General features: G+C 70.8%; 22 protein-coding genes, 1 pseudogene and 1 riboswitch. Of the genes and pseudogenes, 10 read left to right on the forward strand and 13 right to left on the reverse strand.

The window, feature by feature from the left end; all coding sequences use genetic code 11:
• Nucleotides 1-128: 128 nt before the first annotated feature.
• The 3 genes from cydB to hisC all read right to left on the reverse strand — a co-directional run bounded on the left by cydB (nt 129) and on the right by hisC (nt 3,991).
• Entirely contained in the window at nt 129-1,130 is a 1,002-nt protein-coding gene (gene cydB / locus ACFWWQ_RS07720) for a cytochrome d ubiquinol oxidase subunit II (RefSeq protein ID WP_384591786.1), read from the reverse strand.
• Between the two features lie 9 nt (nt 1,131-1,139).
• Nucleotides 1,140-2,645 (reverse strand): cytochrome ubiquinol oxidase subunit I, encoded by a 1,506-nt coding sequence (locus ACFWWQ_RS07725; protein ID WP_384591789.1) that lies wholly within the window; start codon nt 2,643-2,645, stop codon nt 1,140-1,142.
• Between the two features lie 266 nt (nt 2,646-2,911).
• Nucleotides 2,912-3,991, reverse strand: a complete 1,080-nt coding sequence (gene hisC, locus ACFWWQ_RS07730) for a histidinol-phosphate transaminase (protein ID WP_384591792.1) — start codon at nt 3,989-3,991, stop codon at nt 2,912-2,914.
• Between the two features lie 399 nt (nt 3,992-4,390).
• Between hisC and ACFWWQ_RS07735 the strand changes: the two genes are divergently transcribed.
• Nucleotides 4,391-5,491 carry a LacI family DNA-binding transcriptional regulator gene (locus tag ACFWWQ_RS07735; RefSeq protein ID WP_384591795.1) on the forward strand — a complete coding sequence of 367 codons (1,101 nt, stop codon included), beginning with the start codon at nt 4,391-4,393 and terminating at the stop codon, nt 5,489-5,491.
• A gap of 402 nt (nt 5,492-5,893) precedes the next feature.
• Nucleotides 5,894-6,970, forward strand: a complete 1,077-nt coding sequence (locus tag ACFWWQ_RS07740; RefSeq protein ID WP_384591798.1) for a metallophosphoesterase — start codon at nt 5,894-5,896, stop codon at nt 6,968-6,970.
• Nucleotides 6,971-7,016: 46 nt separating this feature from the next.
• Here ACFWWQ_RS07740 and ACFWWQ_RS07745 read toward each other — a convergent pair whose 3' ends face one another.
• Nucleotides 7,017-7,241: a hypothetical protein gene (locus ACFWWQ_RS07745; RefSeq protein WP_384591801.1), complete on the reverse strand. Its 225-nt coding sequence runs from the start codon at nt 7,239-7,241 to the stop codon at nt 7,017-7,019.
• A 279-nt stretch (nt 7,242-7,520) separates the two neighbouring features.
• Here ACFWWQ_RS07745 and ACFWWQ_RS07750 point away from each other — a divergent pair.
• Nucleotides 7,521-7,685, forward strand: a pseudogene (locus tag ACFWWQ_RS07750) (aldo/keto reductase); the annotation flags it as partial.
• Between the two features lie 102 nt (nt 7,686-7,787).
• On the opposite strand, the gene thiC reads toward ACFWWQ_RS07750, so the two are convergent.
• Complete coding sequence (gene thiC / locus ACFWWQ_RS07755; RefSeq protein ID WP_384591804.1) at nt 7,788-9,581, reverse strand: phosphomethylpyrimidine synthase ThiC; 1,794 nt, start codon at nt 9,579-9,581, stop codon at nt 7,788-7,790.
• Nucleotides 9,576-9,731, reverse strand: a riboswitch (TPP riboswitch). Its footprint overlaps the gene before it by 6 nt.
• Before the next feature lie 69 nt (nt 9,732-9,800).
• Between thiC and ACFWWQ_RS07760 the strand changes: the two genes are divergently transcribed.
• On the forward strand, nt 9,801-11,201 hold the full coding sequence (locus tag ACFWWQ_RS07760) for a YibE/F family protein (protein WP_384591806.1): 1,401 nt from the start codon (nt 9,801-9,803) through the stop codon (nt 11,199-11,201).
• Nucleotides 11,202-11,345: 144 nt separating this feature from the next.
• Here ACFWWQ_RS07760 and ACFWWQ_RS07765 read toward each other — a convergent pair whose 3' ends face one another.
• The 4 genes from ACFWWQ_RS07765 to ACFWWQ_RS07780 all read right to left on the reverse strand — a co-directional run bounded on the left by ACFWWQ_RS07765 (nt 11,346) and on the right by ACFWWQ_RS07780 (nt 14,030).
• Entirely contained in the window at nt 11,346-11,771 is a 426-nt protein-coding gene (locus tag ACFWWQ_RS07765) for an SsgA family sporulation/cell division regulator (RefSeq protein WP_384591809.1), read from the reverse strand.
• Between the two features lie 103 nt (nt 11,772-11,874).
• Complete coding sequence (locus tag ACFWWQ_RS07770) at nt 11,875-12,651, reverse strand: IclR family transcriptional regulator (protein WP_384591812.1); 777 nt, start codon at nt 12,649-12,651, stop codon at nt 11,875-11,877.
• Between the two features lie 535 nt (nt 12,652-13,186).
• Nucleotides 13,187-13,411, reverse strand: a complete 225-nt coding sequence (locus ACFWWQ_RS07775; RefSeq protein WP_384591815.1) for a DUF5326 family protein — start codon at nt 13,409-13,411, stop codon at nt 13,187-13,189.
• Nucleotides 13,412-13,712: 301 nt separating this feature from the next.
• On the reverse strand, nt 13,713-14,030 hold the full coding sequence (locus ACFWWQ_RS07780) for a cupin domain-containing protein (RefSeq protein WP_143944133.1): 318 nt from the start codon (nt 14,028-14,030) through the stop codon (nt 13,713-13,715).
• Between the two features lie 45 nt (nt 14,031-14,075).
• Between ACFWWQ_RS07780 and ACFWWQ_RS07785 the strand changes: the two genes are divergently transcribed.
• The 4 genes from ACFWWQ_RS07785 to ACFWWQ_RS07800 all read left to right on the forward strand — a co-directional run bounded on the left by ACFWWQ_RS07785 (nt 14,076) and on the right by ACFWWQ_RS07800 (nt 16,805).
• A complete protein-coding gene (locus ACFWWQ_RS07785) occupies nt 14,076-14,456 on the forward strand; it encodes a phage holin family protein (RefSeq protein ID WP_384591819.1) in 381 nt (126 codons plus the stop codon).
• Between the two features lie 8 nt (nt 14,457-14,464).
• Nucleotides 14,465-15,040: a low molecular weight protein-tyrosine-phosphatase gene (locus ACFWWQ_RS07790; protein ID WP_384591822.1), complete on the forward strand. Its 576-nt coding sequence runs from the start codon at nt 14,465-14,467 to the stop codon at nt 15,038-15,040.
• On the forward strand, nt 15,030-16,160 hold the full coding sequence (locus ACFWWQ_RS07795) for a cystathionine gamma-lyase (protein WP_384591825.1): 1,131 nt from the start codon (nt 15,030-15,032) through the stop codon (nt 16,158-16,160). The genes ACFWWQ_RS07790 and ACFWWQ_RS07795 overlap by 11 nt, the downstream gene beginning before the upstream one ends.
• A gap of 165 nt (nt 16,161-16,325) precedes the next feature.
• On the forward strand, nt 16,326-16,805 hold the full coding sequence (locus ACFWWQ_RS07800; RefSeq protein ID WP_030285604.1) for an NUDIX domain-containing protein: 480 nt from the start codon (nt 16,326-16,328) through the stop codon (nt 16,803-16,805).
• A 126-nt stretch (nt 16,806-16,931) separates the two neighbouring features.
• On the opposite strand, the gene ACFWWQ_RS07805 is transcribed toward ACFWWQ_RS07800, so the two are convergent.
• The 3 genes from ACFWWQ_RS07805 to ACFWWQ_RS07815 all read right to left on the reverse strand — a co-directional run bounded on the left by ACFWWQ_RS07805 (nt 16,932) and on the right by ACFWWQ_RS07815 (nt 20,929).
• Nucleotides 16,932-17,756, reverse strand: a complete 825-nt coding sequence (locus ACFWWQ_RS07805) for a pyridoxamine 5'-phosphate oxidase family protein (RefSeq protein WP_384591828.1) — start codon at nt 17,754-17,756, stop codon at nt 16,932-16,934.
• A 49-nt stretch (nt 17,757-17,805) separates the two neighbouring features.
• Entirely contained in the window at nt 17,806-19,809 is a 2,004-nt protein-coding gene (locus tag ACFWWQ_RS07810; protein WP_384591831.1) for a globin domain-containing protein, read from the reverse strand.
• A gap of 484 nt (nt 19,810-20,293) precedes the next feature.
• Nucleotides 20,294-20,929: an HAD family hydrolase gene (locus tag ACFWWQ_RS07815; protein WP_384591834.1), complete on the reverse strand. Its 636-nt coding sequence runs from the start codon at nt 20,927-20,929 to the stop codon at nt 20,294-20,296.
• A 392-nt stretch (nt 20,930-21,321) separates the two neighbouring features.
• On the opposite strand from ACFWWQ_RS07815, the gene ACFWWQ_RS07820 reads away from it, so the two are divergent.
• The gene (locus tag ACFWWQ_RS07820) at nt 21,322-21,864 is read left to right on the forward strand and encodes a MarR family winged helix-turn-helix transcriptional regulator (protein ID WP_384591837.1); all 543 of its coding nucleotides are present in this window, start codon (nt 21,322-21,324) and stop codon (nt 21,862-21,864) included.
• A gap of 148 nt (nt 21,865-22,012) precedes the next feature.
• Entirely contained in the window at nt 22,013-22,465 is a 453-nt protein-coding gene (locus ACFWWQ_RS07825; RefSeq protein ID WP_384591840.1) for a GNAT family N-acetyltransferase, read from the forward strand.
• A 63-nt stretch (nt 22,466-22,528) separates the two neighbouring features.
• Here the strand turns inward: ACFWWQ_RS07825 and ACFWWQ_RS07830 are convergent, their stop codons facing one another.
• Nucleotides 22,529-23,245 (reverse strand): TetR/AcrR family transcriptional regulator, encoded by a 717-nt coding sequence (locus ACFWWQ_RS07830; protein ID WP_384591843.1) that lies wholly within the window; start codon nt 23,243-23,245, stop codon nt 22,529-22,531.
• Nucleotides 23,246-23,958 lie beyond the last annotated feature (713 nt).

Here is a 23,958-nt window from a genome sequence, read left to right on the forward strand (position 1 = left end):
CTCGGGGGTGCGCAACCGCCGGGGGGGCTGGGGCGGGCGGTCGGGGTGGGCGCCGGACACGGGGGGATATCGGGGCCCACCCCGGCGGGTGCCCGCGGCGCCCTCCTGGGAGGGAAGGCGCCGCGGGCCTAGTGGGCCTCGGCGATGTGCTGGGTGCCGATGCGCTTGCGGAACACCCAGTACGTCCATCCCTGGTAGAGCACCACGATCGGCGTCGCGATCCCGGCGCACCAGGTCATGATCTTCAGGGTGTACGGGCTGGACGAGGCGTTGGTGACCGTGAGGCTCCAGGCATCGTTCAGCGTCGACGGCATGACGTTCGGGAAGAGCGTCAGGAACAGCATCGCCACCGCGGCGATGATCGTGAGGCCGGAGAAGCTGAACGCCCAGCCCTCCCGGCCCGCCCGGTTGGCACCGAGCGCCGCGAGCAGCGCGACGACCGCCACGACCAGTGCGACCAGGCTGGCGCCGTCGCCCCGGTGCGCCTGCGTCCAGACCAGGAATGCGGTCGCCAGCACCGCGGCGACCAACCCGAGCCCGGTCGCCATCCGGCGGGCCCGCTCCCTTATGTCACCGACCGTCTTGAGCGCGGCGAAGACCGCACCGTGGAAGGTGAACAGCGTCAGCGTGACCAGCCCGCCCAGCAGCGCGTACGGGTTGAGCAGGTCCAGGACACCGCCGACGTACTCCTTGTGCGCGTCGATCTGCACGCCGTGGGCGATGTTGCCGAACGCCACGCCCCACAGGAACGCGGGCAGCAGCGAGGTCCAGAAGATCGCGTGCTCCCAGTTGCGCTGCCACCTCTCCTCGCTGCGCTTGGCGCGGTACTCGAAGGCGACACCGCGCACGATCAGGCAGACGAGAATCACCAGCAGCGGCAGGTAGAAGCCGGAGAAGAGAGTGGCGTACCACTCCGGGAAGGCGGCGAAGGTGGCGCCGCCGGCGGTCAGCAGCCACACCTCGTTGCCGTCCCAGACCGGACCGATGGTGTTGATCAGGACCCGTCGCTCCGTGCGGTCACGGGCGAGGAGTTTGGTGAGGACACCGACCCCGAAGTCGAAGCCCTCCAGGAAGAAGTAGCCCGTCCAGAGCACGGCGATGAGGACGAACCAGACGTCGTGGAGTTGCACAGTCGCCTCCTAGTACGAGAAGGCCATCGGCCGGTCGGCGTCGGAGTCGCCGCCGATCCTGGTGGGCGGGTTGAGGTCGTCATCGGTGAGTTCCGGCGGTCCGGCCTTGACGTACTTCACCAGCAGCCGCACCTCGACGACGGCGAGGATCGCGTAGAGCGCGGTGAAGACGATCATCGAGGTGAGTACCTCGCCCTGGGAGACACTGGGGGAGACCGCGTCGGAGGTGCGCAGCACGCCGTAGACGGCCCACGGCTGGCGGCCCGTCTCGGTGAATATCCAGCCCCAGGAGTTGGCGATCAGCGGGAAGCCGAGGGTGACGAACGCCAGCGACCAGTACCACTTGCTCAGCCGGGCGCCGAGCGCGGAGTTCTTCGTGAGCACGAGCCGGGGTGGCTCGTCGTCCCCGGTCCGCAGCCCCGGCGCGAGCCAGAACTTCCTCCGGGTCAGCCAGAGCCCGGCCAGCCCGACGGCGAAGGACGTCATCCCGAAGCCGATCATCCAGCGGAAGCCCCAGTACGCGACGGGGATGTTGGGCCGGTAATCGCCCGGCCCGAACCGCTCCTGTTCGGCCTTGTTGACGTCGTTGATGCCCGGCACCGGCGAGGAGAAGTCGTTGTGGGCGAGGAAGGAGAGGAGGCCGGGGACCTCGATGGCGACCTTGTTGTGGCCCTTGTCGACGTCGCCGTAGGCGAAGACGGAGAACGGTGCGGGCTCCTCCTTGTCCCACAGCGCCTCGGCGGCGGCCATCTTCATCGGCTGCTGCTTGAACATCACCTTGCCGAGCGAGTCGCCGCTGATCGCGGTGAGCATCCCGGCGATCACCAGCGTGACCAGCCCGAGCCGCAGCGACGTCCGCATCACCGCGACGTGCTTCTTGCGCATCAGGTGGTACGCGGAGATACCGACCATGAACGCGGCGCCGGTGAGGAAGGCGGCGGTGAGAGTGTGGAAGACGACGACCAGCGTGGTGTCCTGGGTGAGCACCTTCCAGAAGTCGGTCAGCTCGGCCCGGCCGTTCGCGGCGTTGTACCTGTAGCCGACCGGGTGCTGCATCCAGGAGTTGGCCGCGAGGATGAAGTAGGCGGACAGCACGGTGCCGATCGAGACCATCCACATGCAGAAGCAGTGGATCTTCTTCGGCAGTTTGTCCCAGCCGAAGATCCACAGTCCGATGAAGGTGGACTCGAAGAAGAAGGCCAGCAGCGCTTCGAACGCGAGCGGGGCGCCGAAGATGTCACCGACGAAGCGTGAGTAGTCGGACCAGTTCATGCCGAACTGGAACTCCTGGACGATGCCGGTGACGACACCCATCGCGATATTGATCAGGAAAAGCTTGCCCCAGAACTTGGTGGCTCGAAGGTACTTCTCCTTACCCGTCCGCACCCATGCGGTCTCCAGCCCGGCCACCAGAGCGGCGAGGGAGATCGTCAGGGGCACGAAGAGGAAGTGGTAGACGGTGGTGATGCCGAATTGCCATCGCGCCAAGGTCTCTGGCGCCAACGCCAGCTCCACGTCGGTTCTCCTTACGTCGCCGCTTCACTACGGCTTTCGCCCTTTATGCACGCAGTGAAGCGGGACATAAACGGCGCGCTTGTGAACGCGTTCACATTCACAAGCAATTATCTCCTACGTCCCGAACCTGCTCGGACGGGGGGTACGTGACCGTGGTCACGCCCTCGGAACCGCTCCGCATCACGCCTCACGGGGGCCGACCCACCGGAGCACGCAAAAGGCCGCGGGCCCGTAGGACCCGCGGCCTCCTGGCCGGAAATGTTCCGTCACACCGCCTTGCGGAACTCCTCGGCGACCCCCAGGAACAGATCCATCGCCGCGCTCTCGCCGATCGTCACGCGCACCCCCTCACCCGCGAACGGCCGCACCACGACCCCCGCCCGCTCACACGCCTCGGCGAACTCCACCGTCCGCTCCCCCAGCCGCAGCCAGACGAAGTTCGCCTCGGACGGCGGCAGCTCCCAGCCCTGCGCGGCCAGCGCCGCGACGACCCGCGTCCGCTCGGCGACCAGCGCGTCGACCCGCTCCAGCAGCGCCGCCTCACTGCGCAGCGACGCCACCGCCGCCTCCTGCGCCAGCTGACTGACGCCGAACGGCACCGCCGTCTTGCGCAGCGCCGCAGCCACCGGCTCGTGCGCCACCGCGAACCCGATCCGCAGCCCCGCCAGGCCGTACGCCTTGGAGAAGGTCCGCAGCACGCAGACGTTGGGGCGGTCGCGGTAGAGGTCGACGCCGTCCGGCACCTCGGGGTCACGGACGAACTCGCGGTACGCCTCGTCCAGCACCACCAGGATGCCGTCCGGCACCCGGTCGAGGAACGCCTCCAGCTCGGCCCGGCGCACGACGGTGCCGGTGGGATTGTTGGGGTTGCAGACGAAGATCAACCGGGTGCGGTCGGTGATCGCCGCCAGCATGGCGTCCAGATCGTGCACCTCACCGGAGGTCAGCGGCACCTTCACGGAGGTGGCCCCCGAGACCTGGGTGACGATCGGGTACGCCTCGAACGACCGCCAGGCGTAGATCACTTCGTCGCCCGGCCCGGCCGTGGCCTGCACCAGCTGCTGCGCCACACCCACCGAGCCGGTGCCGGTCGCCAGGTGCTCCACCGGCACCGAGAAACGCTCGGCCAGCTCCGCCATCAGCCCCGTGCAGGCCATGTCGGGGTAACGGTTGAAGGCGCCCGCCGCCTCGACGGCCCGCTCCAGGACACCGGGCAGCGGGGGATAGGGGTTCTCGTTGGAGGACAGCTTGTACGCCACCGGCCCGTCCGACGCCGCCGGCCGGCCGGGCTTGTAGGTGGGGATGCCGTCCAGCGCCGCACGCAGCTTCGGGGTCTTCTCGCTCACCGCAGGTCCTCCTCGACCGTCCCGCTCGACACGAATACTGCACACCTTATGAGGATTCCCCCGCCTGGCGGCAGTCCCTCCGGAGCCATGGCGGCCGCCGCCCCGTGCGCACACGCCACGCCCGCCGCCCGGCCGCACAAGGGGCGCACGCTCCATAATCGTGCGCCGGTGGCTCGCTCCCTGGCGCGCGTCCCCCGTGAAGGTGACTTGAGACCTCTTCGAGACCTGAGAACATCGCCAGGCGAACACCCCAACCGACCCAGCGAACCATCAAAAACCCCGTTAATTACCTTTCTATGCATGGCAACTGACGGCATATCACCATGCAGAAATGTTCCTCCTCCGGCGCGTCAGGCGATCCCCTCCGATGGGCTTTCCGAGCCCTACTATCGGCTCGCCATGACAGCAGCAGGGAACCACCAGGTGAGCCGGTCGACCGGTCGCCGGCTGGGGCGGGCAGGCATCCGGGATGTGGCCGCCGCGGCCGGTGTATCGATCACGACCGTCTCCGACGCGCTCAACGGCAAGGGCCGGCTTCCGGACGCCACCCGCAGCCACGTCCGCGAAGTGGCCGACCGGCTGGGTTACCGCCCGTCCGCCGCCGCCCGCACGCTCCGTACCGGCAAGTCAGGGCTGATCGGCCTGACCGTGACCACGTACGGGGATGAACCTTTCACCTTCACGGAATTCCCCTACTTCGCCGAGATGGCGAGAGCCGCCACCTCCGCCGCCCTGGCCCGCGGATACGCGCTGGTCATCCTCCCCGCGACGTCCCGCCACGACGTGTGGTCCAACGTCGCCCTCGACGGCACCGTCGTCATCGACCCGGCGGACGGCGACCCCGTCGTCACCGAACTCGTCCGCCACGGCCTCCCCGTCGTCTCCGACGGCCGCCCTGGCGGATCCCTGCCCGTGACCGGGTGGGTCGACAACGACCACGAGGCCGCCGTCCTCGGCCTCCTCGACCATCTCGCCGCGGCCGGCGCCCGCCGCATCGGCCTGCTCACCGGCACCACGACCGACACCTACACCCGCCTGTCCACCACCGCCTACCTGCAGTGGTGCGAACGCGTCGGCCAGGACCCGGTCTACGAGTCCTACCCGGCGCACGACCCCTGCGCGGGCGCCGTCGCCGCCGACCGGCTGCTGGCCCGCCCGGACCGACCCGACGCCGTCTACGGGCTCTTCGATCCGAACGGCACCGACCTGCTCGCCGCCGCGCGCCGCTACGGCCTGCGCGTACCGGACGATCTGCTGCTGGTGTGCTGCAGCGAGTCCACCGTCTACGCCACCACCGAGCCGCCGGTCACCACGCTGTCCCTCAAGCCCCGCCGGATCGGCACCGCCGTCGTCCAGATCCTCATCGACGCCATCGAGGGGCTGGCCACCGAGGGCCCCGTCGAGCAGGTGATACCGACCGACCTGATCGTGCGGACGTCGTCCCAGCGGCGCTCGCCCCGCACGACCGTCAGTCCGCCGCGCGGCCCGGCCGGCGACTGACCGGGTCCGTGGTCCGCGCGCCGGCCACGGGCGCCGTACGGTGTCCTCGGCCGGCGCACCTCCGCGCGGCGGCACCGCACTTGTGTGCCGCGGGCCGTGATCATGGGCCGATCGGCGGGTACGCTCCCGGAATCGGCGGGGCGCACGCCCCGGCGGTGAATGGGCGCCCTTGTCGGCGCCCGGAAAAAACGGGTTGATCTCGGGAGAAAACATCCGGGAACGCCGGGCTCCGGCGGATTGACCACCCCCTGGTGCGTCACAACCCGCGAGCAGCGTTCCTATGATGGGCGAACGACACCGCGGACCGCCGTCGACCAGGCAAAGGTCCGAGAGGTACACGGCGGCGCGATGGTGGAGGGGTCAATGACTCAGGGGGCCGGTCAGGGACCCATGGCGTGGACCATGGCGGCACACACTCCGGCGTCCTCATCGCCGCCCGGACCGTTCGACGGCGCCCCCTTGGGCCCGCCGCAGGACAACGCCCCCGCACCGCCCCCCGCGGCGCCCGCCGCCCCGCCGCAACCCGACGAACTGCCCGACGGGTACACGCCAACCGCCCGCGATCTACCGGTCATCGGCGCGAGCCGTACGGACACCCTCATCGACCAGCCCGCCGCGCATCTGCTGCCCGCCCCGGAGACCGAGGGTGAGGCGGCCGCCGGTCCCGGCCCCCTCTTCGTCGTCGGCGATGTGCACGGCTACTACGACGAGCTGCGCGAGGCACTGACCGCCGAGGGCCTGATCGACGAGGACGGCAGCTGGGCGGCGGGCAACGCCCGGCTGTGGTTCCTCGGTGACTTCACCGACCGTGGTCCGGACGGCATCGGCGTCATCGACCTCGTCATGCAGCTGTCCGCCGAGGCGGCGGCGGCCGGTGGGTACTGCAAGGCGCTCATGGGCAACCACGAGCTGCTGCTGCTGGGCGCCAAGCGGTTCGGTGACGCCCCCGTCCAGTCGGGCGCGGGCACCGCGTCGTTCCAGGCCGCCTGGCTGCTCAACGGCGGCCAGAAGACCGATATGGACCGCCTGGAGGACCACCACCTCCAGTGGATGGCCCGGCTGGACGCCGTGATGGAGGAGGACGGGCACCTGCTCGTGCACTCCGACACCACCGCGTACCTCGAATACGGCGATTCGATCGAGGCCGTCAACGACACCGTCCACGACGTCCTGACCCGCAGCGAAGCCGACGAAGTCTGGGATCTCTTCCGTAAGTTCACCAAGCGCTTCGCGTTCCGCGACGACTCCGGCGCCGAGGCCGCGCGCCGTCTCCTCGACACCTACGGCGGCACACGCGTCGTGCACGGCCACAGCCCGATCCCGTATCTGCTGGGCGAGGTCGGCACGGAGGACAGTGACGGCGAGCAGGTCGCCGTCGAGGGTCCGCACGTCTACGCCGACGGTCTGGCCATCGCGATGGACGGCGGCGTGACCATGGCCGGAAAGCTGCTCGTCACCCAGCTTCCGCTGGATTCCTGAACGTTGACACGCGGCGCGTCCCCTAAGGGTCGCCGTCCGGGGTGTGTCAGGTGACGGCGAGCCAGATGACCCCGGCGCTGAAGAAGGTGGCGGCGAGGGCGACCGGCGCGTAACGGATGCGGCGTATGCGGTCGACGCGGTGGAGCCCGAAGCCCAGCAGCACGGCGAGGAGCAGCACGGCGAGCGTGCCGATCGCGCCGGGCAGAGCGCCCTGGCTGAATCCGAACTCCCCGGCATGCCGGAGAAACCAGACCACGCCCACCCACTTCATGTCCCACCCCTGTGCGCCTGTGCCACCCCGCCCCTCGCCAACGGCGGGCCGGAACGGCCAACGTAACAATCCCGGGCGGCGAGCCGCGATATGGGGACGCGGCGGACGGCAACCGGAACGCGGCCGCCGGTCCGGTCGCCGCGCCCGGTACGGCCGACAGCCGCGTCACTTCGCCGACTTGGTAAAGACCCCCGCCCGTGCGGCCGCGACCGCGGCTTCCGCGGCGCGGTCCGCGGCCGCCTCGCCGAGCGGTGCGTCGCTGGTCAGCAGGCGGTAGTAGAGCGGCTCCGGCAGAACCTCGGCGCGGTCGGCTGGAGCCTGACCCCCGACCAGGTGGCGCGGCTCGACGCCGCGAGCGTCAAGGCCGCCCCGTACCCCTACTTCCCGTACGAGCGCCAGGAGGGCTTCGCCCGGCTCGACCCGTCGCCGCTGGGGCGCCCGTAGAGCCGGGACGCTGCCACACGCGGCTGACCTGGGACGTTCGTCGGCCGGCCGGAGCGCACCGGGGCCCGCCCCTGAAGGAGGAGGCCCCGGTGCGGCGGAGGGTCAGTCGGCCAGCGGGAGGTAGACGCGGTTGCCCGCGGCGGCGAACTCCTTGGACTTCTCCAGCATGCCCGCCTCGATCTCCTCGGGGCTGGCGCCGTCCTCGCCGCCGAACTGCTCCGTGATGCTCCTGCTGATCTTCATCGAGCAGAACTTCGGCCCGCACATGGAGCAGAAGTGCGCCGTCTTCGCCGGTTCCGCGGGCAGCGTCGCATCGTGGAACTCCCGCGCGGTGTCGGGGTCGAGGGCCAGATGGAACTGGTCCTCCCAGCGGAACTCGAAGCGGGCATCCGACAGCGCGTCGTCCCACTCCTGGGCGCCGGGATGCCCCTTGGCGAGGTCCGCCGCATGGGCCGCGATCTTGTACGTGATGACGCCGGTCTTCACATCGTCGCGGTCCGGCAGGCCCAGATGCTCCTTGGGCGTGACGTAGCAGAGCATCGCCGTACCCCACCAGGCGATCATCGCGGCGCCGATACCCGACGTGATGTGGTCGTAGGCGGGCGCAATGTCCGTGGTCAGCGGGCCGAGGGTGTAGAATGGCGCCTCCTCGCAGATCTCCTGCTGGAGGTCGACGTTCTCCTTGATCTTGTGCATCGGGACATGGCCCGGGCCCTCGATCATCGTCTGCACGCCGTGCGCCTTGGCGACCTTGTTCAGCTCGCCGAGCGTCCGCAACTCCGCGAACTGCGCCTCGTCGTTGGCGTCCGCGATCGACCCCGGACGCAGCCCGTCACCGAGCGAGAACGTCACGTCGTACGACGCGATAATGTCGCACAGCTCCTCGAAATGCGTGTAGAGGAACGACTCCTGATGCTGCGCCAGGCACCAGGCAGCCATGATCGAGCCGCCGCGGGAGACGATGCCGGTCTTGCGGCGAGCGGTCAGCGGCACGTACCGCAGCAGCACACCGGCGTGGACCGTCATGTAGTCGACGCCCTGTTCCGCCTGCTCGATGACGGTGTCCTTGTAGATCTCCCAGGTCAGCTCCTCGGCCTTGCCGTCGACCTTCTCCAGCGCCTGGTAGAGGGGGACGGTGCCGATCGGCACGGGGGAGTTGCGCAGCACCCATTCGCGGGTGGTGTGGATGTTGCGGCCGGTGGAGAGGTCCATGACCGTGTCGGCGCCCCAGCGGGTCGCCCAGGTCATCTTCTCCACCTCCTCCTCGATGGACGAGGTGACCGCGGAATTGCCGATGTTGGCGTTGACCTTCACCAGGAAGTTCTTGCCGATGATCATCGGCTCGATCTCCGGGTGGTTGACGTTCGCCGGGAGCACCGCACGGCCCGCCGCGATCTCGTCACGGACGAACTCGGGCGTCACGCCCTCGCGGACCGCGACGTACTCCATCTCCGTGGTGATCTCGCCGCGCCGTGCATAGGCGAGTTGGCTGACTGCCGCGCCGCCCCGCCCGCGCCGGGGCTGGCGGGGCCGCCCGGGGAAGACCGCGTCGAGATTGCGCAGGCCACCGCGGGGTGAGGTGTGTTTGAGACCGTCGTCCTCGGGGCGTGGCGGGCGGCCCGCGTACTCCTCGGTGTCACCCCGCGCGATGATCCAGTTCTCCCGCAGCGGCGCCAGACCGCGACGGACATCGGTGTCGATCTGGGGATCGGTGTACGGACCTGACGTGTCGTACAGCGTCACGTCCTTGCCGTTGGTGAGGTGCACTCGCCGGACCGGTACCCGCAGGTCGGGGCGTGATCCGACGACGTAGCCCTTGTGCTGGCCGAACTCCTTGACGGAGCCGTCCCGCTCGGACTCGCCGTTTTCGGGCGTGCGTGCATCCTGCAGAGTCATGAAGACCCAACTCCCTACGCCGGCATTACCCGGTAACAGGTTCGGCGGTCGACGCAGCGGCTTCCGTCCGCGACGTTTCACGTGAAACGTCGTCGGAACGAAGGTCAGCGCCCTCTCAGCCCGGTGCTCCGAGCTCCCGCGATTGCAAAGGTGGCACCACGGTAGCGGCCGGTACCGCGAGGTGGCCAGGGGGCCCGGGCTTCTTGCGATGATCGGGCGGTGACCGGCACCGACACGTCCTCGCACTCTCCCGCCTCCCCCCAGGCCCACGGCCATGGGCACGGGCACGGCCATACGCACGGGCACGGGCACGGCCCGGCGGCGCCCGTCTCCCGGCATCTGCGGAAGGTCATCACCGCGGTACTGATCCCGTTCGCCGTCGCCGTCGCGGTCGGCCTGGTGGTGCTGTGGCCGAGCGGCGCACCCGGCCACAGACCGTCCGGCGTCGGCTTCGACCAGCCCCAGGAGTCGGCCCGCGTGACCAAGGTCGCCGAGGTCGACTGCGCCACGGTCCACGCCCAGGAGCAGCCGGTCCCGGGCGAGCAGCCGGACGGGCGCCCGGCGAAGGCCAAGGGACCCTGCGAGGTGGCGACGGTGGAGGTGACGACGGGCGAGAACACCGGGCGGACCTTCGAGACGGTGGTCACCCCGGACGCGCTGCGCCACTACACCACCGGGCAGGAGGTCCGGGTCGCGTACTCCCCCAAGGCGCCGAAGGAGTTGCAGTACTCGGTCAGCGACGTCGACCGGACCGTACCGATGTGGGTGCTGGCCGCGCTCTTCGCGTGCGCCGTCGTCGTGGTGGGAAGGCTGCGCGGGGTGCTGGCCCTGGCCGCGCTGGTGGCGAGCTTCGGGGTGCTGACACTGTTCATCCTCCCGGCGATCCTGCAGGGCTCGAATCCGCTGGTCGTCGCGGTGGTCGGCGGCAGCGCGATCATGCTGATCGCGCTGTACATGTGTCACGGTCTGACGGCCAGGACCTCGGTCGCGGTCCTCGGCACCCTCGCCTCGCTGCTGCTCATCGGGCTGCTCGGCTCGGTGTTCATCGGCTGGGCGCTGCTGACCGGCAACACCGACGACTTCACGGGGCTGGTGCACGGGCTCTTCCCGGACATCGAGATCCGGGGCCTGCTGCTGGCGGGCATCATCATCGGTTCGCTGGGGGTGCTCGACGATGTGACGGTCACCCAGACCGCGGCCGTGTGGGAGCTGAAGGAGGCCGATCCGTCGGCGTCCTGGCGCGCGCTGTACCGCGCGGCGATGCGGATCGGCCGGGATCACATCGCCTCGGTGGTGAACACCCTCGTCCTCGCCTACGCGGGCGCGGCGCTGCCCCTCATGCTGCTCTTCTCGATCGCGCAGAGCGGGGTGGGCGCGGTCGCGGGGAGCGAAGTGGTGGCCGAGGAAATCGTGCGGACGCTGGTCGGCAGCATCGGGCTGGTCGCGTCGGTGCCGCTGACGACGCTGCTGGCCGCGCTGGTCGTCTCGGCCGACCGCGTACGGCCGGGCGCTGCCGGGAACGAAGCGGCCCGCCGGGACGCCGGTGCTCCACCAGCCGGGGGCCGGGCGGGCGCGCGGCGCGGCGGACGCGGGACGCGTGGGCGGCGCCGCAAGGTGTGAGGGCTGCTGGGGGCGGTGTCGGGTACCGGCGAGAGCGGTCGCCGGACCGACCGGGTCCGAGGGTGGCGCTCGGCCCGGACCGCCGGGGGACAGGGCGGTCCGGGCCGCCGCGGACGGTGGGGCTGCCCGCGGACGAGGGCGAGGTCAACTCGCCTTCGACGCCTCGGTGAGGATGCGGTCCAGTACGGCCTCCAGGGTGTCGCACACCTCTTCCGTGCCGAGCGGCACCAGGCGGTCCGTACGGTCGAGGAAGGCCACCAGGGGCGGGGCGCTGACGCGGAAAAGCGCGCGTTCGGAGCCCACTTGGAGACTGATGAAGACATCGCTGAGATGTCCGCCGCCGGCCGGTTCGATACGCACATCGCCCTCACCGGAGGGTCTGCTCAGCCCGTCGAGCATCAGCTCGCGGCTGAAAGCCCAGGTCACCGGCATATCGCCGGGTAGGTCGAAGGTGAGGCGGACGGCGTACGGATCGGCGCTGTCGAAGTCCAGCTGCACCGGGATCCGGAAGGCGAGTTCCTCGGAAACGAGGAAGCTCATGATCACTTCTGCCTGAACTGTGTCGGTCATCAACCACTGCCCCGCACTAGATCGGGATGGCCGGGTTTCGTCCCCCGAGGCCCTATTGACGCCATCGTCTGTCACGTGCCAGCAGATCACAAGGAGTGAGTTTTCAGATACTGATAGAGAAGGCGAGTGTCGTTAGTGTCGCCTCCGCCATTTTCCGTAGTCGCGCCGTGACGGAACGCAATCGATGCAGCTCCTCGGCGGGGAGAGAAATCGCCAGCGCCGCGGCGACGGAGCCGACCTGGACGGGAATCGCAGAACAAACCGTGCCAAGGGCATATTCCTGTTGTTCATACGCCACGTGCCCGCGACGCACCGTATCCAATCGGTGCAGCAGATCGTCATTGGATCGCACGGAAAAGGGGGTTATGGACTGCACCGGATAACGGGACAGGTGCTCCTTGCGGGTGGCCGTGTCGAGCTGCGCCAGGAGGCACTGACCGATCGCATGGGCATGGGCGGTGGAGCGGAAGTCGACCCACTCCTCCACCGGCGGCCGTTCCGGTGTGCCGCTGGCCGCGACCACCTCCACCTCTCCGTCGCGGTAGACGGCGAAGTAGACCGCTGCGTTCAGCCTCTTGCCGAGCATGGCCAGCGTCTCGGAGAGCTCCTGGCGCCGGTGCCGCTGCTCACCGGCCCGACCGAGGGAGTCCGCGGCCGGGCCGAAGACGAAGACGCCGTTGCGGCGACGGAGATAGCCCTCGTGGGTCAGGGTGCGGAGCAGGTGATACGTGGTCGGCAGCGGTAACCCGGCCTCGCGGGCGAGCTGCTTGGCCGGGGCGCCCTCCGGATGCGCGCCGACCGCTTCGAGGAGCCGCAGGGCGCGCTGGACGGACCCGATCAGTGTGGGGTGAGAAATGGATTCGCCACTCTCGGCTGCCAACGTCGACCCCCAGTTCGATCGCCCGTGGGGCACGGGAAGCCCCGGCCGCGGGATCGTTCCCGCGCCGCGCGCGTCTCCCAGGGCCCCGTTCTCGACGTCCGGGCCGCATGCCCGCCTCGGTCGTTATTTTCCGGAACGTCATCATCCGGAAGACGCCTGCGACCGCACTCTAACGCGGTGCAACCGAGTGGTAACCCGAATGGCCTGGGAGTTAACTCACCTGGCGCACTTCTTGATGCTGCCCACCGGGCAACGCCATCCCAGCCCCGCGCCGGGCCCGCGCGGGCTCACCAGCCCATAGCTGCAAGGTGCTTGAGCTGCTGCGATGTGACGGGTGGGGCTGCACTGGGCGAGGGGCGAAACCCCCGCCGTCGTGGGGAGCCGTGGGTGAGATGTGGCCGAATATGCCAGGGCCCTTCCCCGCGCCGAATCCCCAGCGCCAGCCCCCCGGGCACACCGACGCCCCGCTCCAGGGGGAGGAAGCGGGGCGTCGGTGGCGAGCGGGGACGGCGGTGTCGTTACCGCCGCGGAGCGGTTACCAGTCGCTCTTCGACGAGGTCGTGGAGGAACCGCTGAACTTGCGCACCAGATAGATGACGCCCGCGATGAGGGCCACCGCGATGAGGATCTTGAACAGCAGGCCGATCAGGAAACCGACCGCGCTGGCGATCAGCCCGCCGAAGACGACGAGCAGGACCACGGGCACCACGACCCAGGTCACCCACCACGGAAGCCCCGCGAATATTCCCTTACCTGCCACTGCTCTGCCCTGCTTTCTGTGTCCGCGGCGGGCCCGGCGCGGCCTGCCGTGTGCCGCACCGGGTCCTTGCCGTCGTCAACCGCTGCTGTTGTGTACTGGAACTGCAGTTTCCGGAACTGCCGTTGACCAGAGATGGTCCGCTTCGCCTCTGCCTTGGGCGGAGTGTGTGGTGCCGCTCCGCTGCGGGCTCGGGGTCTGCGTCCCCCTTCACTCACGATGCTAGGACGGTGGGGGGCGGTGTGGGGGCTTCGTATCCCTGGGGCATCCCTGAACCGACCCTTACGGGTTCCGGGGGCCGCCCTCAGCTTTCGGGGGGAGAGAACACCACCATGACCCTCAGGTCCTCGCTGATGTGGTGAAACTTGTGGGGCACCCCCGCGGGGACGTAGACCACGCTGCCGCGGGCGACCGACTGGGTTTCGGTGCCGACAGTGATCGCCGCGCGGCCGCTGACCACGAGATATACCTCATCCTGGTGGTGCGGCTGCTGTGGGTCGGTGTCCCCGGCGTCGAGCGCGTACAGCCCGACGGACATGTTGCGTTCCTTGAGGAACTGCAGATACGCACCGTTGTGGGCGGCTCGTTCCGCCTCCAGCTCATCCAGTCGGAAAGCCTTCACGTCCTACCCCTCAGTCATCCAGGACTCGTCTGCGACGATCTCACCATGAAGAACTTCTTGGTCAAGACGATCGCCAACGCCGCGGCGCTTGCCGTGGCCGTCTTCCTGCTGAAGCCGGACATCTCGCTGACCGGCGACAGCACCGGTCATCAGGCACTGACGCTGATACTGGTCGCGCTGATCTTCGGAGTGGTGAACTTCGTCGTCAAACCGGTCGTGAAGCTGCTGTCGTTCCCGCTGTTCATCCTCACGCTCGGCCTGATCACCCTGATCGTCAACGCGCTGATGCTGATGTTGACGTCCTGGCTGGCCGGGAACCTCAATCTCGCGTTTCACGTCGACGGCCTCTGGACCGCGGTGCTCGGCGGCGTGATCGTATCGATCGTCTCCTGGGCCATGCACGTCATGCTGCCCGACGAGGACTGACCCGCACCGTGACCCGCACGCCCCGCCGCCCGTTCCGCGTCTGCTTCGTGTGCACCGGGAACATCTGCCGTTCGCCGATGGCCGAGTCCGTTTTCCGCACCGAGGCGGCCGCGGCCGGGCTCGGGGACCGCGTCGTGGCCGACAGCGCCGGTATCGACGGCTGGCACGAGGGCGAGGGCGCCGATCCGCGCACCGTCGCCGTGCTCACCGCGGCCGGCTATCCGGCGGCCCACCGCGCCCGCCGCTTCGACGCCTCGTGGTTCGCGGACCGCGACCTGGTGATCGCGCTGGACGGCGGCCATCTGCGGGCGCTGCGCCGGATGGCGCCCGGGCCCGACGACGCCGCCAAGGTCCATCTGCTGCGCGCGTACGACCCCGCCGGGCCCGCCCCGGGGACGCTCGACGTTCCCGATCCGTACCACGGCGGCCCGGCGGAGTTCGCGGGGTGCCTGGAGAGGATCGAGGCGGCGTGCGCGGGTCTGCTGGCGGCGGTCTCCGATGCCCTCACCCGGGGGAGCTCCGGGGCACCGCCGCTCCCCGGGGACGACACCCCCTCTCACCCAAGGAGCGCTCATGACCGGTGACGGCACCCGCGCCGTCCGCGCCGGGCTCCCCGAGCCCGCGGCCCACGAACCGTCCCTGCCGGGGCCGGTGTTCGCGGCCCATTTCCATCTGCCCGGCGACGCCGTCGGCCCGTACACCTACGGTCGCGACGGCAATCCGACGTGGACGCTGCTGGAGGAGGCCATCGGCGCACTGGAGTCGCCGCACGCCCCCGCGCACACCGTGACGTTCGCCTCCGGGATGGCCGCGATCAGCGCGGTTCTCTTCTCGCAGCTCCGGTCCGGGGACGCGGTGGTGCTGCCCTCGGACGGCTACCAGCTGCTGCCCGCGGTCCGCACCCGGCTGGAGAGCTACGGTATCGAGGTCCGTACCGCGCCGACGGCGCACGACGCGCAGCTCGACGTCCTGGACGGTGCCCGGCTGCTGTGGCTGGAGACGCCGTCCAACCCGGGGCTGGACGTGTGTGACATCCGGCGACTGGCCGACGTGGCGCACGAGCGGGGCGCCCTGGTGGCCGTCGACAACACCCTCGCCACCCCTCTGGGACAGCGCCCGCTGGATCTGGGCGCCGACTTCTCGGTGGCCAGCGGTACCAAGGCACTCACTGGGCACGGCGATGTCCTGCTCGGCTACGTGACCACCCGCGATGCCGAGCTGGCCGATTCGGTGCGGCTGTGGCGGAAGACGGTCGGTGCGATCCCGGGGCCGATGGAGAGTTGGCTGGCGCACCGTTCGCTGGCCACCCTCGCGCTCCGGGTGCGGCAGCAGTCGGCGGGCGCGCTGGCGCTCGCGGAGGCGCTGTGTGAACGGGCGGAGGTCGCCGGGGTGCGTCATCCCGGTCTGCCGTCCGACCCGTCGCACGAGCCGGCCGTGGCGCAGATGCGGCCGGGGCGGTTCGGCTCCGTGGTGTCGTTCACGCTGCCGGACCGGGCGCACGCCGAGCGGTTCCTCGCCGCGCTGACGCTGGTGGACGACGCGACGAGCTTCGGGAGCGTGCGCTCGACCGCCGAGCGCCGGGCCCGCTGGGGCGGCGACGCGGTACCGGAGGGCTTCATCCGCTTCTCGGTGGGGGTCGAGGACCCGGACGATCTGATCGCGGACGTCCACCGGGCGCTGGATACGGCACTGCGCGGCGCCTGACGTACGGGCCCCGTGCCGCCCGCCGTCACCGGGCGGGCGGGGGCCGTCGCCGCCCGGTGGCCACGGCCCTGCGGTGACGGTGGTCCCCGGGTCGTCCCGTACGGGGTGCGGAACCGGCGGCTCCGGCGGGGTTTCGTTGGCCGGTGGCTGCGGCATCTGTCCTCTATGACCGTACGGCCAGTCGTCAAACGGACCGCCCGGGCGATTCTGCTCGACGGCGCGGACCTCATCCTGATCAAGCGCACCAAGCCGGGCCGCGCCCCTTACTGGATCACTCCCGGCGGCGGCGTCGAGCCCACGGACGCCACGGTGACCGACGCGCTCCACCGTGAGCTGGACGAGGAGTTGGGCGCGAAGGTCAAGGACGTCGTCCCGGTGTTCGTGGACACCGTCGAGCACATCGGCGACAGCGGTGTGGACGGCGTGAAGGTGCAGCATTTCTTCGTCTGCCGGCTGGACACCATGGATCTCTCCCGGCGGCACGGCCCGGAGGTCGAGGAGCCGTGCGGGGAGTACGAGATCGTGCGGGTGCCGTTCACCCGCGTGGGCATCGCCTCCGTCGAGGTCGTCCCGCTCTCCCTGCGGCACTACCTGGACGGCAACATCGAGGGCGTACGGGCGATGCACGCCCCTGACCTGGGGTGATCGGGGACGGTCGCCGTTCCCGTCCAGCCGGTCCCGAGGGACGTACGGGCGGGACGGCAGTACCCGGGGGCGCGCGTACGGCCCCGCACGCCCCCGCCGTCGCCGCGCGCCCCGGGGCCGTGGGTGTCAGCCGAACCAGCCGCGGAACCCCGGGTCCTCGGCGGGACGCCGCTGCCGGGCGCGGGCCAGGACCCGTTCGACCTCGCCCTGGAAGCCTTGGTTGAGCGCCTCGACGAGGCCGTCGGGCTCGTCGCGGAGCCGGGGCCCGGGGGTGTCCTCGTGGCGGCCGCCGCGCAGATGTTCCTGGTCGTGGCCGGGGCGGCGGAACGGCGGGCGGGTGGTGGCCTCGGCTGCCGCGCCGAAGAAGTCGCCGCCCTTGCGCCGCTGGTCATCGGTGCCCCAGGCACGCGCGCCGCGCTCCTGGGGCGGCACCTTCTGGAGGTGCGGTATGTGCTTGGCGCAGTGGATGTACGCCTCCTCGACCTCGATGGCCACCCACAGCTGCGCGCGCCGCCCGGGGATGGGGTCGGCGGGCAGCCACGGGTACTGCTGCCGCATCTCCTCGTCAAGGACCACCCGGGCCCGGCCGTTGATATGCAGCCCGATCCTGTCCCGGAGGAAGTCGACCATCAGGATGCCCAGGCGGGGGTTCTCCGAGAGGTTGCCGACCGAGGCCATGACGCCGTTGCCGCGGTACTCGGGGTAGGCGAGATACCGGTCGTCGAGCACCTGGATGAAGCCGGGCGGTCCGGCCCGGAACGAGGAATCGCATTCGCCGTGGCGGTCCGCGGTGGCCAGGAAGAGCATCTCCTGCCGGGCCACGAACTCCCGCATGGCGTCGTTGAGGTGGTCGAGGACCTGGTCTCTGTAGAAGCGGTTCGCCCGCTCGGTCGTTCCCAGCCGCTGCTGGACGAGGTGCTCCCCGTCGCTGCCCGGACGCGCGTCGTGCATGCCGTGTCCCTCCCGTGAACCACTGGGCTCACCCTGTATTGCCAAGACCTCACTCCCCCGCCGGGACCAGCTCGTCGACGGAGTCATGCCGGATGCGGCCGGTCGGGACCCCGGCCCCCACCAGTGCCGCCAGGCCGCTGCGGATGAGTCCGGGCGGCCCGGACAGGTACGCGTCGAACTCCCGCCACGGGCCGTACTGCCGTACCGCGTCGGGCAGTTCACCGGTGACGCCGTTCGCGCGGCCGGCCGCCGGGCCGGTGGAGACGACCGGGCGCACCTGGAGCCACGGGTAGGAGGACTCCAGCCGCAGCATGGTGTCCATGTCGTAGAGGTCGTGGTCGCTGCGGGCTCCGTAGAAGACCTCGACGCGGCGCCGGACACCGTGGGTGGCGACGTCCTCGATGAGCGCCTTGATGGGCGCGATGCCGGTGCCGCCGCCCACGCACAGCAGGCCGTTGCGGGTGGTGTGGTCGACGGTCATGGAACCCACGGGTCCGCCGAGGCGCAGGACGTCGCCGGGGCGGGCGCGGTGCACCAGCGCGTTGGAGACCCAACCGGCCGGGACCGCCTTGATGTGGAAGGACAGCAGGCCGTCCGAACGGGGCGCCGACGCAAAGGAGTAGTGCCGCCACACCCGCGGCCACCAGGGAGTTTCCAGACTGGTGTACTGCCCGGCGCGGAACGGATAGGGCTGGTCGGGGCGGACGGTGACCACGGCGATGTCGGGGGTGCGCCGTTCGTGGGAGACGACCTCGGCCTGCCACCAGGCGGGCGCGACCGCCTCGTTCTCCGCCGCTGCGTCGATCATGATCTGGGAGATCACGGTGTACGCGCGCACCCACGCGGCCTCGGTCTCCGGGCCCCAGCTCAGCGTCGCGTACCGGGCCAGCGCGCCCAGCAGGCTCTCGCCGACGGCCGGGTAGTGGTCGGGCAGCGTGCCGTACTTGCGGTGACCGCGGCCGAGATGCGAGAGGTACGCGGTGAGCCGGTCGCTGTCGTCGATGTGCCGGGCGGCGGTGAGCAGCGCCTTGAAGAGCCGGTCGCGCTGCGTGTCCATCGCGGCGGGGAACAGCGCCCGCAGATCGGGGTGCTGGACGAAGAGCATCGCGTAGAAATACGACGTCACCTTGTCGGAGACCAGCTCGATCTCGGTCAGCGTGCGCCGGATGAGCGCCGCGTCGGCGGACTCCGGGGCGCCGGGGGAGACGGCCGAGACGAGGGATTCCAGCGCGGCCGGGGAACTCTGGGGGGCTGCGGTGGCCGGGGTGGTGGCTTCCGGGATGGGCGCGGCGGCGGATTCCTGGGCGGGGGCTGCGGGGAGCTGGTCGATGGGGGCAGCGGCCGTCGGTATAGCGGGATCCGGTGCGGCGGCCGACGGCGCAGCCGGGGTCGGTGCGGTGGCTGCCGGGGTCGGAGCGGAGTCGGCCGGCGGCGGGAATCCCGTCGGGGCCGGTGCGGCGCCGGCCGGGGCCAGGGGGCCCGTCGGGGCCGGTCTCGTTGCGGCGGGCGGGGGCGCGGCCGGGGCGGGGCTCGCCGGAGCCGTCGGGGCCGGGGAGGCGTCCGGGGCCGACGCGGCCTGGAAGGGGCGATTCCCGAAGGCGGAGAACGGCGCGGGCGCGGGCGGCCCGGCGGCCGCGCCGGGCCCGGGCGCTACGCCGCGGGCGGCGGCGGTGCCGACCGGGCGTACCGGGGCCGGCCGACGCTCGGGTATGCGCTCCTGGCGAACCGCCGGAGGCTGCTCGGGCACGCGCGGCCCAGGCCCGTCGAACGCGGTGTCGTGGCGCTCGGCGAACCAGTCGAGATCGGGGGCGTGGCCGTGCCCGCCGGCGGGTCCGTAGCCACCGTGATCCGGCTCCGGTCCGCGGTCGTGGGCGACGTCGTCGGGGATACCGCCGTCCTCCTGAACGTCGGGCCCGCCGTGTGCGCGGTCCGGTCGCTCCTGCTGTTCGTCGGGGGACTCCTTCGACGGTTTCGCCGGAGTGAACCAACCCCAATCGCCACTGCTGCCTCCGGAAGAGCCGTTATCGGCCGTCGCGGTGGTCGGAGCGTCCATGGTTTGCCTCGCCTCGAACGTCTTTCGGTTGTCGTCGCACTTTCCGTCGGTCGGAACGTGCCTGAATTCCCCCAGCCTGCCCCGGAATTCTTCAACGCCACACGCCATTCTGACAATGCCCACCAAGGCAGACAAAACTCACATTTCCGCTATAGCGCCAGCAGGCACCCTCCATGCACCTCGACCTCTCGACCCGTCAGAACGGACAGATGCACAGAAATCCGGATGCCATGAGTGGCCTCACCGCCGAACCGCGTCGCTTCCACGCCCGTCGCGCGGGAAGGCTCACGCCGCCCCGCCGCCGAACCGCCCCGACCATACCGGCAGTAGTTGAAACCACAAGTCCCCTTCCGCACCAAACTTCCGCACCAGACTTCTGCACCACACCCGCGCACCCTCCACACGCGGCATCCGATATCCGCGGTTCCCTCCGGAGGGAAAAATTCATCGTGCGCAACGGACGAATCCGCCTCGGAATCCCGAATTACCAAGGGGCGGCGGCGAGTTCATATGCCTCCCTGAGATCACGCCCGGTGTACGCGCATGTCGCCAGCCCACTGACGTGGTGATCGGCGTTGACCGCGACCGACGTCGGCACCGCGGCGAACAGCGCGCTGTCCGACATCGAGTCGCCGTACGCCACGCAGTCCGCGCGGGTCAGCCCGTACCGCGCGCACAGCTCGTCGGCTATCTCGACCTTCGCGGTCGCGGAGAGGATGCCCGCCGGATCCACCCGCTCTCGGATCGGCACCGCGGGCCAGCGGGAGCCACGCGCCACGTCGACACCCCAGCCCAGCAGCCGCTCCACGAAGAAGCCGGGCGAGAGCGAGATCACGGCACACCGCTCGCCGCGCGCCCGGATGTCCGCCCAGACCTCCCGGATACCGGCCAGCCAGGGAGCCCCCTCGAACGACGCCGCCACCAGAGGCTCCGTCAGCCCCTCCGCCCACAGATCGCACGCCCGCTGCGCGAACTCCGGCGGCGACAGCTCCCCGGCCGCGAACCCCCGCTCCAGCTCGGCGATCTCCCGGTCGAGCCCGAGCAGCCGGGAGATCTCCACGGCTGCGGCCGAACCGTGGAGCAACGTCCCGTCCATGTCGAACAGATGCAGCTTCCCCATGCCGCGGAGCCTAGGCGCTCCGCGTCGCCCCGCCATGCCCCCCGTACCCCTACTTCTCACCCATTCCGACCCCTACCCCCCGGCTCGGGCAAACGGCTCTCATAGGGGTGGGCCGTCTCGGGGCGGAGATCTCCGGTAGATCTCCGGGAGAGTTCCGGGACGATGCCGGGACGGGCACTGAGGCGGGGTCGGGGGCCGGATCAGGGACCGGTCGGGGAAGGGCCCTGAGACCGGGCCGGAGGCCGGGCCGGCCCGAAGGCCGCCGTGCCGGTCCGTGAAGGCCGGGCCGGGCGCTCCTCACCAAGTCGGCAACCGCTCCCCTCCCGCCCTTGCACACGCCCTCTCTTTCGCTCGTGACCTACGCTGGTTCGTACGCCCCGAGGAGGTCTTCGATGACGCAGCCGACGCCCCGCACGCCGCAGGCCGCCCCCGTGGCGCAGGCGGAACCGGCCACCGCCCCGGTCTCCGGCGACGCATCCGGCTGCCCGGCCCCCACCACCCGGGAGCTCGCCCAGGGCTGGTGCGCGCTGTCCGCGCTGCACGGCCGCATCGAGTCGCACATCGAACGCGCACTGCAGAGCGGCCACCAGCTGAGCGTCCGGGAGTTCTCGGTGCTCAACGTCCTGAGCGAACAGCACGACGGACCGGGCGGCCACCTGCGGATGCACCAGGTCGCGGACGCGGTGGTGCTCAGCCAGAGCGCGACGACCCGGCTGGTCACCCGCCTTGAGGAGCGCGGTCTGCTGTCCCGGTATCTGTGCGCCGACGACCGCCGGGGCATCTACACCGACGTCACCGCCGACGGCCTCGCCCTCCTCGTAGAGGCCCGCCCCACCCATGAAACCGCCCTGAGCGAGGCCCTCACCGAAGCCGCGCGCCGCCCGGAGCTGGCCCCCCTGGTGCGAGCCGTCGAAACGCTCGCCCCGACGGTCTGACGGAACGCCGGTATGAGCCGGTGGCCGACGCGAACGGACGGTCGGCCCGCCGCTCCGGAACGGCCCACGCCCCGGGCGCGCCCACACCCCTCGGCCGCCTCTCCCCGGGCCGTACCGGCCCTACCGCGTACCGCATAGGGTCGCGCGCATGAGCGATATCGAGATCCGCCGCGCGGCCGAAGCCGACCTCCAGGACATCGTCGCGATGCTCGCCGACGACCCGCTGGGCGCCACCCGCGAGTCCCCGGACGACCTGACCCCGTACCGCACCGCGTACGAGGTCCTCGCCTCGGATCCGCACCAGCATCTGATCGTCGCGGTCCGCGACGGCCGCACCGTCGGCACCCTGCAGCTCACCGTCGTCCCGGGGCTCTCCCGGCGCGGGGCCACCCGTTCGATCATCGAGGGCGTCCGCGTCCACGCCGACGAGCGGGGGAGCGGCCTGGGCACCCAGCTCATCGAGTGGGCCGTCGACCGCTCCCGCGACCTCGGCTGCCACCTCGTCCAGCTCACCTCGGACGCGACCCGCATCGACGCCCACCGCTTCTACGAACGGCTCGGCTTCGAAGCCTCCCACCTGGGCTTCAAGCGTCAGCTCTGACAGCGCGGGCCGCACCTGGTCCTGGCCCGCGCCCGCCATCCGCGGTCCGCACGTCACGCTCCCCTATGGGCGCCGTGGCTCGGCCGACGCCCCGTCACCGGTCCGCGCCCGCCGTGCACGGTGTGCCTTCTGTCGGCACGCCCCGCCGCAGTACCGCGCCGGTCGTCCCGTACGCGCCACCGGCACCGGGGCACCACAGACGCCACACTCCGTTGCGTTACGCCTCCGGGGGCCGGACGGGAGTTTCGTTACGGTGCGGCTTGCCCTGAGCGCGTCGCACGCCAGCTCTGTCATCCGCCCCGGAACACCGGCCGCATCGCCCTCCGCCGCCCGCCGCCGCTCCATCGCCAGGCACCCCACCAGCAGCGTCCGCACGTCGCCGATCACGACGTCCGCACGTACGGCACCGGTCTCCTGAGCCCGCCGCAGCAGGACGTCGAGCGCCGCGGCGAACTCCCGCCCGGCCTCCGCCGCCCCGCCGGGCCCAGCCGTGTCCGCCGCCTCCAGCGCCTCGCCCAGCGCCCGGTTCTCCGTGGCCAGCCGGACCACGGAGGCGAGGAAGCGGAAGAACACGTCACCGGGTTCCGTGACATCCGCCAGGTCGCGCGCGGCGTCGGCGAAGAGCCGGATGCGGTCCGTCACCGCCGCCGCGAACAGCTTCCCCTTCGACGGGAAATGGCGGTGAACGGTGCCCGCACCCACCCCCGCGCGCCGCGCGATCTCGTCGAGAGTGACCGCCAACCCGCCCTCGGCAAAGGCCGATCGGGCCGCCTGAAGCACCAGCGCACGGTTACGCCGGGCATCCGACCGCGCAGCCCCCGAACCCCCGCCAGACATCCGCATCCCTCCAGCGAGCAGCACCCACATACCTCGGATTCAGCCGCCATATTAAACGGGCCAAGACACCCGTTTCCCCTCTGACCTCAAAACCGGGCGGTGACGGAGCTACGGACGAGCGGGAGGAAGCGAAAGAGAAGAGCGGGCGGCGAGAAAACCGGACAGGGCGAGGCGACCGGGCGGACACGGAGGAATCCGAGGGAACGGAGAACAGAGAACAGAGAAACGCGAGGAGGAGAGCCCGGAGGGAAGACGGCTGGAGAGGAGGAACGAGGCGAGGAAAGCCGTACGGAAGACCCCAAGCCGCGCCCCGGCAGTACCCACAAGGCCCGCGTACCGGGCGCACGCTCAGGCCCGCCTCAGCAACGCGCCCCCGGACCTCTCAGCAGGCCCCGGCCCGCCCCACATCCCCATCCGCCCCGACCACCGAGCTGCCTGTGGCGGCCACCCCGAGAAGACTCGCGCCCCCTCTCTGCCCCTCGCCCATCCACCTACAACTCGCCTACGTCATAAGTAAGTCGCCGCATAAATCCGCCAACTCCCCCTACAACACAAAGGGGTGGGGGGCGGGGTTTGGTGTGAATAAACCCCCCGCCCCCCCGCCCCCCCAGCCAGCTCGCGCGCCACGCGCAGCGACCCCCCCCCCCCCCGCGCCG

Source organism: Streptomyces sp. NPDC059080, assembly GCF_042739975.1.
In the GTDB taxonomy this organism is placed as follows: Bacteria; Actinomycetota; Actinomycetes; order Streptomycetales; family Streptomycetaceae; genus Streptomyces; species Streptomyces benahoarensis.

Coding starts and splice junctions, on each gene's coding strand:
- ACFWWQ_RS07735 (WP_384591795.1), top strand. CDS start 4,391: ATGACAGCAGCAGGGAACCACCAGGTGAGCCGGTCGACCGGTCGCCGG.
- ACFWWQ_RS07740 (WP_384591798.1), top strand. CDS start 5,894: ATGGCGGCACACACTCCGGCGTCCTCATCGCCGCCCGGACCGTTCGAC.
- ACFWWQ_RS07745 (WP_384591801.1), bottom strand. CDS start 7,241: ATGAAGTGGGTGGGCGTGGTCTGGTTTCTCCGGCATGCCGGGGAGTTC.
- thiC (WP_384591804.1), bottom strand. CDS start 9,581: ATGACTCTGCAGGATGCACGCACGCCCGAAAACGGCGAGTCCGAGCGG.
- ACFWWQ_RS07765 (WP_384591809.1), bottom strand. CDS start 11,771: ATGACCGACACAGTTCAGGCAGAAGTGATCATGAGCTTCCTCGTTTCC.
- ACFWWQ_RS07785 (WP_384591819.1), top strand. CDS start 14,076: ATGAAGAACTTCTTGGTCAAGACGATCGCCAACGCCGCGGCGCTTGCC.
- ACFWWQ_RS07795 (WP_384591825.1), top strand. CDS start 15,030: ATGACCGGTGACGGCACCCGCGCCGTCCGCGCCGGGCTCCCCGAGCCC.
- ACFWWQ_RS07800 (WP_030285604.1), top strand. CDS start 16,326: ATGACCGTACGGCCAGTCGTCAAACGGACCGCCCGGGCGATTCTGCTC.
- ACFWWQ_RS07805 (WP_384591828.1), bottom strand. CDS start 17,756: ATGCACGACGCGCGTCCGGGCAGCGACGGGGAGCACCTCGTCCAGCAG.
- ACFWWQ_RS07810 (WP_384591831.1), bottom strand. CDS start 19,809: ATGGACGCTCCGACCACCGCGACGGCCGATAACGGCTCTTCCGGAGGC.
- ACFWWQ_RS07815 (WP_384591834.1), bottom strand. CDS start 20,929: ATGGGGAAGCTGCATCTGTTCGACATGGACGGGACGTTGCTCCACGGT.
- ACFWWQ_RS07820 (WP_384591837.1), top strand. CDS start 21,322: ATGACGCAGCCGACGCCCCGCACGCCGCAGGCCGCCCCCGTGGCGCAG.
- ACFWWQ_RS07825 (WP_384591840.1), top strand. CDS start 22,013: ATGAGCGATATCGAGATCCGCCGCGCGGCCGAAGCCGACCTCCAGGAC.